Origin of the sequence: Arthrobacter sp. H41 (genome assembly GCF_000520535.1) — a bacterium.
Taxonomy (GTDB): Bacteria; Actinomycetota; Actinomycetes; order Actinomycetales; family Micrococcaceae; genus Arthrobacter_D.
Window position 1 is genome coordinate 4530 of sequence record NZ_KI914782.1, and the last position, 9040, is coordinate 13569.

10 protein-coding genes are annotated in these 9040 nt (G+C 67.6%); all 10 read left to right on the forward strand.

Annotation, left to right across the window (positions count from 1 at the left end):
* The first annotated feature begins 187 nt into the window (after positions 1-187).
* The 10 genes from hpt to Y705_RS17985 all read left to right on the forward strand — a co-directional run bounded on the left by hpt (position 188) and on the right by Y705_RS17985 (position 9001).
* Complete coding sequence (gene hpt, locus Y705_RS0106500; RefSeq protein ID WP_026532264.1) at positions 188-739, forward strand: hypoxanthine phosphoribosyltransferase; 552 nt, start codon at positions 188-190, stop codon at positions 737-739.
* 181 nt (positions 740-920) lie between these two features.
* On the forward strand, positions 921-2993 hold the full coding sequence (gene ftsH / locus Y705_RS0106505; RefSeq protein ID WP_026532265.1) for an ATP-dependent zinc metalloprotease FtsH: 2073 nt from the start codon (positions 921-923) through the stop codon (positions 2991-2993).
* A 39-nt stretch (positions 2994-3032) separates the two neighbouring features.
* The gene (folE, locus tag Y705_RS0106510; RefSeq protein WP_026532266.1) at positions 3033-3650 is read left to right on the forward strand and encodes a GTP cyclohydrolase I FolE; all 618 of its coding nucleotides are present in this window, start codon (positions 3033-3035) and stop codon (positions 3648-3650) included.
* Positions 3651-3664: 14 nt separating this feature from the next.
* On the forward strand, positions 3665-4570 hold the full coding sequence (gene folP / locus Y705_RS0106515) for a dihydropteroate synthase (protein WP_026532267.1): 906 nt from the start codon (positions 3665-3667) through the stop codon (positions 4568-4570).
* Complete coding sequence (gene folB / locus Y705_RS0106520; protein ID WP_026532268.1) at positions 4558-4941, forward strand: dihydroneopterin aldolase; 384 nt, start codon at positions 4558-4560, stop codon at positions 4939-4941. Before folP ends, folB begins: the two co-directional genes overlap by 13 nt.
* Entirely contained in the window at positions 4938-5429 is a 492-nt protein-coding gene (gene folK, locus Y705_RS0106525) for a 2-amino-4-hydroxy-6-hydroxymethyldihydropteridine diphosphokinase (RefSeq protein WP_026532269.1), read from the forward strand. The genes folB and folK overlap by 4 nt, the downstream gene beginning before the upstream one ends.
* 7 nt (positions 5430-5436) lie before the next feature.
* Positions 5437-5931 (forward strand): DUF3180 domain-containing protein, encoded by a 495-nt coding sequence (locus tag Y705_RS0106530; RefSeq protein WP_026532270.1) that lies wholly within the window; start codon positions 5437-5439, stop codon positions 5929-5931.
* Positions 5924-6439, forward strand: a complete 516-nt coding sequence (locus tag Y705_RS0106535; protein ID WP_026532271.1) for a PH domain-containing protein — start codon at positions 5924-5926, stop codon at positions 6437-6439. Before Y705_RS0106530 ends, Y705_RS0106535 begins: the two co-directional genes overlap by 8 nt.
* A complete protein-coding gene (locus Y705_RS17980) occupies positions 6436-7965 on the forward strand; it encodes a PH domain-containing protein (protein WP_444826165.1) in 1530 nt (509 codons plus the stop codon). Before Y705_RS0106535 ends, Y705_RS17980 begins: the two co-directional genes overlap by 4 nt.
* Positions 7952-9001, forward strand: coding sequence for a Rossmann-like and DUF2520 domain-containing protein (locus Y705_RS17985; RefSeq protein ID WP_081737849.1), 1050 nt, complete (start codon positions 7952-7954; stop codon positions 8999-9001). The genes Y705_RS17980 and Y705_RS17985 overlap by 14 nt, the downstream gene beginning before the upstream one ends.
* Positions 9002-9040: the final 39 nt, after the last annotated feature.

Genomic DNA, 9040 nt, shown 5'->3' on the forward strand with positions numbered 1-9040 from the left:
GCCGCGGAGTCGCTGCTGGAGCGCAGGGGATCGGCCGGGCCGGTGCAGCTCGGCGGCCACGTCAGCGTTTTCCGGCAGGTGAGGGGCAGATCGGTTCTTTCCGGGAGCCCAAGCTATGGCAGTCTTGTCTTTAGAAACAATCGCCGCGGCGCAGAGCCGTAAGCACCGTTCAATTCAGGAGTAACTGGTGGATTCCAACGACGTCCAGCCCGATCTCAAGCACGTCCTCTACACCAGGGAAGAGATCCAGGAGCGGGTCAACGAACTGGCAGCGCAGATCGACGCCGACTACGAGGGCCGCGACATCCTGCTCGTGGGGGTGCTGAAGGGCGCCGTCATGGTGATGGCCGACCTCGCCCGGGCGCTCCACTCCCACATCACCATGGATTGGATGGCGGTGTCATCCTACGGATCAGGCACGCAGTCCTCCGGGGTGGTCCGGATCCTCAAGGACCTCGAAACCGATCTCATGGGCAAGCATGTCCTCATTGCCGAGGACATCATCGACTCGGGACTCACGCTGTCCTGGCTGAAGGCGAACCTGCTCTCGAGGGGACCGGCGTCGGTGGAGATCTGTACCCTCCTCCGCAAGCCGGACGCCGCGAAAGTGGAGATCGACGTGAAGTACGTGGGGTTCGATATCCCGAATGAATTCGTGATCGGTTACGGTCTCGATTTCGCCGAGAAGTACCGCAACCTCGACTTCATCGGGACGCTCGCTCCCCACGTCTACGAGTAGCTTCCCCGCCCGCCGCGCCGCGGTGGGATACGCCGTCAGGGAACTAATGCCCTGATGCAAGCGTGATGAATCACGAACGGTGTATAGCTTGAGGTGCGTTTTTTGGGGCGCCGATCAAGCGGACGCCCACTAATCTGGTTTGGCTTATGCAGGAGGGACAGGGCTGGCTGCCCTGAGTCGGATGAAATTCAAGAACATTTTCAAGGGCCCCATTTTCTGGATCATCCTGGCGGTGGCTGCGCTCCTGATCATCTTCCCTGCGGTGTTCAACAACGGCAGCAGCCGGGTGGACACCAACGTGGGCCTGGAGCTGCTCCAGGACAACCAGGTGGAACAGGCGAAGATCTACGACGGCGAACAGCGCGTGGACCTCACACTCCGCGAGGACTACGAGGACATGGGCCGCAGCGTCCAGTTCTTCTTCAGCAGCGCGAGGGCCGAGGGCGTGGTGGAGGCGATCAATTCCTCCGACGTCGACGGCTTCACCGACCAGCCCGTCGAAAGCAACTGGTTCCTCAGCATCGCCAGCCTGCTCTTCCCGATCCTCATCCTGGGTGCCATCTTCTGGTTCCTCCTCTCCCGGATGCAGGGCGGCGGGTCGAAGGTCATGCAGTTCGGCAAGTCCAAGGCGAAGCTCATCTCCAAGGACATGCCCCAGGTCACCTTCTCCGACGTCGCAGGAGCCGACGAGGCAGTGGAGGAACTCCTCGAGATCAAGGAATTCCTCCAGGAACCGGCGAAGTTCCAGGCGCTCGGCGCGAAGATCCCCAAGGGCGTCCTGCTGTACGGACCCCCGGGCACCGGCAAGACCCTCCTGGCGCGTGCCGTTGCAGGCGAGGCCGGTGTGCCCTTCTACTCGATCTCGGGCTCGGACTTCGTCGAGATGTTCGTCGGCGTCGGCGCCTCACGCGTCCGGGACCTCTTCGAGCAGGCCAAGAACAATTCACCGGCGATCATCTTCGTCGACGAGATCGACGCCGTGGGCCGGCACCGCGGTGCGGGTGTGGGCGGCGGCAACGACGAGCGCGAGCAGACGCTGAACCAGCTGCTCGTGGAGATGGACGGATTCGACGCCACCACCAACGTGATCCTCATCGCCGCGACCAACCGGCCCGACGTCCTCGACCCCGCACTGCTGCGTCCGGGCCGCTTCGACCGGCAGATCGGCGTCGAGGCGCCGGATATGAAGGGCCGGGAGCACATCCTCAGCGTGCATGCCCAGGGCAAGCCGATGGCAGGCGGCGTGGACCTGAAATCCGTCGCGAAGAAGACCCCGGGCTTCACCGGCGCCGACCTCGCCAACGTGCTCAACGAAGCGGCGCTGCTGACGGCGCGCTCGAACGCCCAGCTCATCGACGACCGCGCACTCGACGAAGCCATCGACCGCGTGATCGCCGGCCCGCAGAAGCGCAGCCGCGTCATGAAGGAACTCGAGCGGAAAATCACCGCCTACCACGAGGGCGGGCATGCCCTTGTGGCGGCAGCGCTGCGCAACACGGACCCGGTCACGAAGATCACCATCCTTCCCCGCGGCCGGGCCCTCGGTTACACCATGGTCATGCCGGCGGATGACCGGTATTCCGTGAGCCGCAACGAGCTGCTCGACCAGCTGGCCTACGCGATGGGTGGCCGCGTGGCCGAGGAGATCGTGTTCCACGACCCCTCCACGGGGGCGTCCAACGACATCGAGAAGGCCACCGGGACCGCACGCAAGATGGTCACGCAGTACGGCATGAGCGAGCGCATAGGCGCCGTGAAGCTCGGCCAGGGGGCTGGAGAGCCGTTCCTCGGCCGGGACATGGGCAGCGACCGCGACTACTCGGACCAGCTGGCCCTGATCGTCGACGAGGAGGTCCGCCGGCTCATCGACAATGCGCACGACGAGGCCTACGAGATCCTCACCGAGAACCGGGACGTGCTGGACCAGCTCGCCCTCGAGCTGCTCGAGCGCGAGACCCTGAACCAGGCGGAGATCGCGGAAGTGTTCACCGACATCCGCAAGCGCGAGATCCGGGACGTCTGGCTGTCCAAGCAGACCCGCCCGGTCCACTCGTTGCCGCCGGTCGTGTCCCGCAAGGAAAAGGCCGACGCACTGGAAGCCGGTGAGCCGGCTCCGGAGTCGGTCGCACCCCAGGACCAGATCGCCGACGCGCATCTGCCGGCTGACTTCGATGTCAAGGGCTCGGAGCTGCCGTCGCCGGAATCCGGGGGGATCGACGACGGCAAGGGTGGAACGGGAAGCCAGCAGCCGTAGGGCGGCCGGATCAAACTGCACAGGGATAGGATCAGATCCGTGACCGAGTTCGATGACGAAGTGATGGATGCTGCCCTGGTGGCGTCAGGCTCGCCCGTGGACCTGCCCCGCATCCAGCGTGCGGTCCGCGAGATCCTGATCGCCATCGGGGAGGACCCTGAACGTGACGGGCTCCTCGATACCCCGAAAAGGGTGGCGAAGGCCTACGCGGAGATGTTCGCCGGCCTCCATCAGGACGCCGAGGACATCCTTTCGACGTCCTTCGACCTGAACCACCAGGAGCTCGTGCTGGTGAAGGACATCCCGTTCTACTCCACGTGCGAGCACCACCTCGTTCCCTTCCACGGCACCGCGCACGTAGGATATATTCCCGCCGCCGACGGGCGCGTCACCGGACTCAGCAAGCTCGCGCGCCTGGTGGAGGTGTTCGCACGGCGCCCCCAGGTGCAGGAACGCCTCACCACCCAGATCGTGGACGCCATCATGACGCACCTCCAGCCGGAAGGTGCGATCGTGGTCATCGAGTGCGAGCACATGTGCATGTCGATGCGCGGTATCCGCAAGCCAGGCGCCAAGACCGTCACCTCGGCGGTTCGTGGCCAGATCCGCGAGACTGCCACACGCGCCGAGGCCATGAGCCTCATTCTCGGAAGATAGGACAACCGACCACCATGGATTCACTTGCCGCAGCACCCGGAACCGGGCCGGCTACGTCCCCGTTGCCGCTGATCCGGCCCGTGCGCGTCGCCAGGACGTTCTCGGACCTGCCGAAGGACCGCTCCGTGGTGATGGGCATACTCAACGTCACTCCGGACTCCTTCAGCGACGGGGGACGGTATGCGTCGACCGATGACGCGATCGCCCACGGGCTGCGACTGCTCTACGCCGGCGCCGACATCATCGACGTCGGCGGGGAATCGACCCGGCCCCAGGCGGCCGACGTCCCGCTCGAGCGGGAACTGGAGCGGGTTCTTCCCGTGGTGCGGGCCCTGGTCAAGGCCGGCGCGCTGGTCAGCGTGGACACCATGCACAGCGAAACAGCCGCCCAGGCGCTCGATGCCGGAGCGGAGATCGTCAACGACATCTCCGGTGCGGGTTTCGAGCCGGACATGCCGGGCCTCATCGCCGCGCGCGGCGTGCCCTACATCCTGACCCACCGGCGGGGAACCGCGCAGACCATGGATTCCCTCGCCACCTACTCCGATGTGGTGGAGGAGGTTCGTGCTGAGCTTCTCGAGATCCGGGATACCTTCGTCGCCGCAGGGGTGGCCGCTGACCGCATCATCCTCGACCCGGGCATCGGGTTCGCGAAGACGGACCAGCACAACTGGGAGGTGCTGCGGTCCCTCGAGAGATTCACCTCACTGGGCCACCGGGTGCTGGTCGGTGCGTCGCGGAAGCGGTTCCTCGGGACGCTCCTGACCTCCGCCGGGAAGGCTGCGGCTCCCGCGGAGCGCGACTCCGCGACACTCGCCGCCTCGACCCTCGCCGCGGCGAATGGGGCATGGGGCGTCCGCGTGCACGACGCCGCCGCAACGCTCGACGCCGTGAAGGTTGCCGCGGCATGGAGGCGATAGGAAGCGCGCGGGCCGACACGGTCACCCTCTCCGGGATCACCGCCGTCGGCTACCACGGCGTCTTCGACCATGAGCGCCGGAACGGCCAGCCCTTCGTGGTGGATCTTGTCCTGCACCTCGACCTCCGGCCCGCCGGGATCAGTGATGACCTGGCCCGGACGGCCCACTACGGAGAACTCGCGGAACGGGTCCACGGCATCATCACGGGGGAGGCCTTCAACCTGATCGAGGCGCTTGCCGAGAAGATCGCCGGCGACGTGCTCGCCTTCTTCCCCGTCGACGCCGTGGAAGTGACGGTCCACAAACCGCAGGCACCCATCGAGGTGCCGTTCGGCGACGTCGCCGTCACCGTGCGCAGGAGCCGGGCATGACGACGATCCGTGCCGTGCTGGCGCTCGGCAGCAACCTCGGGGCGAGCAATGACACCCTGTCCCTCGCGGTGGGTGACCTCGTCGATTCGCCGCGCGTCCGGCTCTCCGGTGTCTCGCCCGTGGTGCGCACGAAGGCGGTAGGCGGCCCGGAGCAACCGGACTACCTGAACATGGTGATCGAGGTGGAGACCGACCTCGGGCCCTATGAGCTCCTCGAGCATTGCCAGGCCGTGGAGAACAGGCACCACCGTGTCCGCACCGTGCGGTGGGGTCCGCGGACACTGGATATCGACATCATCACCTACGGATCCTGGACCTCCGACGATGAGAAGCTGACGGTTCCCCACCCGCGTGCCGCCGCCCGCGCCTTCGTGCTGCAGCCCTGGGCCTGGATGGATGCCGCCGCGACCCTCGGCGGGATACCGGTGGGAGAACTCGCGGCCGGAGCTGACGACTTCAAGGGGCTCGCCCCGTTCGAGGAGGTCTAGGCCTCCTGTGAGTGATATTCGGTTCCGCTGGCTCGCAGTGATCGGGCTCGTGGCCGGCGCGGTGGGCTGGCTCGTCAACTGGTGGGCGACCCGCAACGGACTTCCCGCTCCTTCCCTCCACCTCAGCTCGCTGATCACCGTGCTGGTGATCACGGGTATCACCCTGATCTTCGGGCGGAAGGTGCTCGTGTGGCGGAACGGAAGCCGCAAGAAAGCGCTCAACCCGATCCTCGCGCTGCGAACCCTGATCCTCGCCCAGGCCTGCGCCTATGCCGGCGCGCTGAGCCTCGGCTGGCACGCCGGTATCTTCGTGGACCAGCTGAGCCTCGTGGGCGTGCGATCCGCGTCCGGTCCGCTGTGGGGGTCCCTTGCGCTCATGGCCGGTGGTATCGGGATGATCGTCGTGGGCCTTGTGGTGGAAAGTTTCTGCCGGCTTCCACCGGGCGGCGGCGACGACGCCGGTCCGGTGCGGAAAAGCCGGGACGAGGGGGAGTATGCGTAGGGAACCGATTGATCCGGTGGGACTCGCCTGGTCCGGGGTGTCGCCGAGATACCTGAAGGTCCGGCTCCTGGGCTGGCTGATCAGCTCCTTCCTCTGGCTGGCGCTCCTCGGCATCCCACTGATCCTGAGGCTGACCGGCGTGTGGGACAACTTCCCGCCGATGCCCATCGCGTGGGCGCTGCCCGGGATCGTCCTCGTCGCCGCCGTCTGGACCGGAGTCCTCCTGCCGCGCCAGGTCGCGGCCATCGGGTACGCGGAGCGCGACGACGACCTCCTGGTGCGGCGCGGCGTCTTCTTCCAGCGCACCCTGGTGGTGCCCTACGGGCGCATGCAGTACGTGGACGTGGCCGTGGGGCCGATCGAACGCGCCTTCGGGCTCTGCACGCTCAAGCTGCATACGGCATCGCCCACCACGAACGCCTCGATCGCAGGCCTTCCCACTGCCGAGGGCGCCCGCCTTCGCGAACAGCTCTCGGCGCGTGGGGAAGCCAGGTTGGCCGGCCTGTGAGCGGCGAGCCCGGACACCAGAAACCCGGAGGGCAGGTGCGGGCTGATTCCAGCCTGATCAGCAATCCGGATGACGCCTGGAGCAGGGTTCACATCATCTCGCCGCTCGTCCGGGGTTGGATCGCGCTGGCAGCCATCGGCTTCTTCTTCGGCCGGGACTGGTTCGAGGGGCTCTTCAGCGACGAGGGACCTTCCGGAGTCCCCGGCGGGCTCGGAACGGGATGGGCGGTTGCCATCGTGCTGGGCGTTGTGGCGCTCATCGCCGCCGCGTTCCTGGTCTCCTGGTACTTCACCCGGTACCAGGTCACCGAGGAACACGTCCGGGTCAACACGGGCGTCTTCTTCCGCCAGAACCGCCAGGCACGCCTTGACCGGGTTCAGGCGATCGACGTCGTCCAGCCGTTCCTCGCGCGGCTCTTCGGGCTCGCCGAGCTCAAGTTCGAGGTGGCCGATGCCGGCGAGTCCGCAGTGCGGCTCGCCTTCCTGAAGCTGACCGATGCGCACCGGCTCCGGGCCACCATCCTGGCCCGCGCAGCGGGAGTGGCGGTGGATCCCGAACATCCGGACTCGATCCAGGAGGCCCCCGAGCACGAGGTGGTGGCGGTACCCGCCGGCCGTGTCATCGGGGGCGCGGTGCTCTCGGGAACCACAGTGCTGCTGGTGGTGGGCGCCGTCGTGGTGGTGGGTATCACCGTTCTCTTCCGCACGCCGTTCGTGGCTCCCTCCCTCATCCCGATTCTCCTGGGCGTGGTGGGCGCCTACTGGAGCGCGTTGAATACCGGCTACAACTTCCGGGCCGCGCTCTCACCCGACGGAATCCGGGTACGCTACGGGCTCCTGGACACGCGTTCGCAGACCGTCCCCCCCGGGCGGGTCCAGGCGGTCGGGATCGTGCAGTCGCCCCTGTGGCGGCTCAAGGGCTGGTACAAGATCACCGTCAACGTGGCGGGCTATGGCGCCGCCTCCTCGAGTGAGGGCCAGGCCCGGGCCACACTCCTGCCCGTGGGCACCCGGGAGGAGGTCCTGAGGATCCTCGCCCTGGTACTGCCGGACCCGGGCGTCGACGACCCGGTCCGGGTCTTCACGGCCGGGCTCGAGTCGCAGGGGAGCACCGATGGATTCATCACGACGCCGCGCCGCGCACGCCTGCTGGGCCGGCTGAGCTGGAAACGCAACGGCTTCGCGGTCACCCGCACCGCGCTGCTGATCCGGTCAGGCGTCCTGTGGCGCACCCTCGACGTCGTCCCCCACGAGCGCACACAGTCGCTCTCGCTGCACCAGGGCCCGTTGGACCGGCGATTCCGCGTCGCCGGACTCCACCTGCAGACCACACCCGGACCTGTGGCACCGCGTATCCGCCAGGCCGATGAAACGCTGGCCTGGGAACTTTTCCACGGCCAGGCCCGCCGGGCAGCCGAAGCCCGGCGGCGCAGCGGGCCCGAACAGTGGCTGAGCACGCCAGAGCAGACCCCGGAACCGGCGCCGCCCCGACAAGAAGAGGACAGAGATTCCCATGAACAGCCCTGACCCGTCGCGCCGTCCTGGAAGGCTGGGCGTGGGAATCGTGGGAGCCGGCAAGGTAGGGGCGGTCCTGGGGGCCGCCCTGCGCGCTGCGGGCCACGCCGTCGTCGGCGTCTCAGCGGTATCGGAAGCCAGCAGGGAGCGCGCCGGGATGTTGCTTCCCGGAGTTCCGGTCCTGGAGATTCCGGACATCATCGAGCGCGCCGAACTGGTGCTGCTGGCAGTGCCCGACGACGCCCTGCCGCCGCTCGTGGAAGGCCTGGCCCGGCTGGGGTCCTGGCAGTCGGGTCAACTCGTCGTCCACACGTCGGGCCGGTATGGCATCGGAGTCCTTGCCCCTGCCCGTGCCGCAGGGGCGATTCCCCTTGCGCTCCACCCCGCCATGACATTCACCGGCATGACCCTCGACCTCGGGAGGCTGCCGGATTGCTGCTTCGGCGTCACCGCTCCCGGCGCCGTGCTGCCGATAGCCCAAGCGCTGGTGGTGGAGATGGGCGCCGAGCCCGTGGTGATCGAGGAGGAAAGCCGTGGGCTCTACCACGCAGCGCTCGCCCATGCGTCGAACCACCTGGTCACCCTCGCCTCGCAATCGGCGCAGCTCCTCGGTGACCTCGGGGTGCACAGGCCCGAACGCATGCTCGGGCCGCTGATGAAGGCATCTCTCGAAAATGCCCTGTCCGCGGGGGAGGGGGCGTTGACGGGCCCGGTCTCCCGCGGGGACACCGGCACCGTCGCCGCCCATGGGAAGGCGCTTGCTGCACACGACGCGCAGGACATCCGGATCGCCTACCGTGAGATGGCGAGGGCCACCGCCCAGCGCGCCGTCGAGCGCGGCCTCCTGAGCCGGGAACAGGGCGAGGCCGTCGTCGCTGCCCTTGGGGGCGATCCGTCGTCGGGATCGGGGAGCGGTTCCGGGGGCGGACCAGCGGATGTTCCTGGCGACGGGCAGAAAAGCGGGCCGGAAAGCGGGTCGAAAAGCGGTCCGGGGAGCGCTTCAGGCGAGGCCGAGACAGAGGCCCGAACACAGGAGGACGGATCATGAGCGGCGTATTCCGCAAGCCGGCGATCGTGACGACGGCGG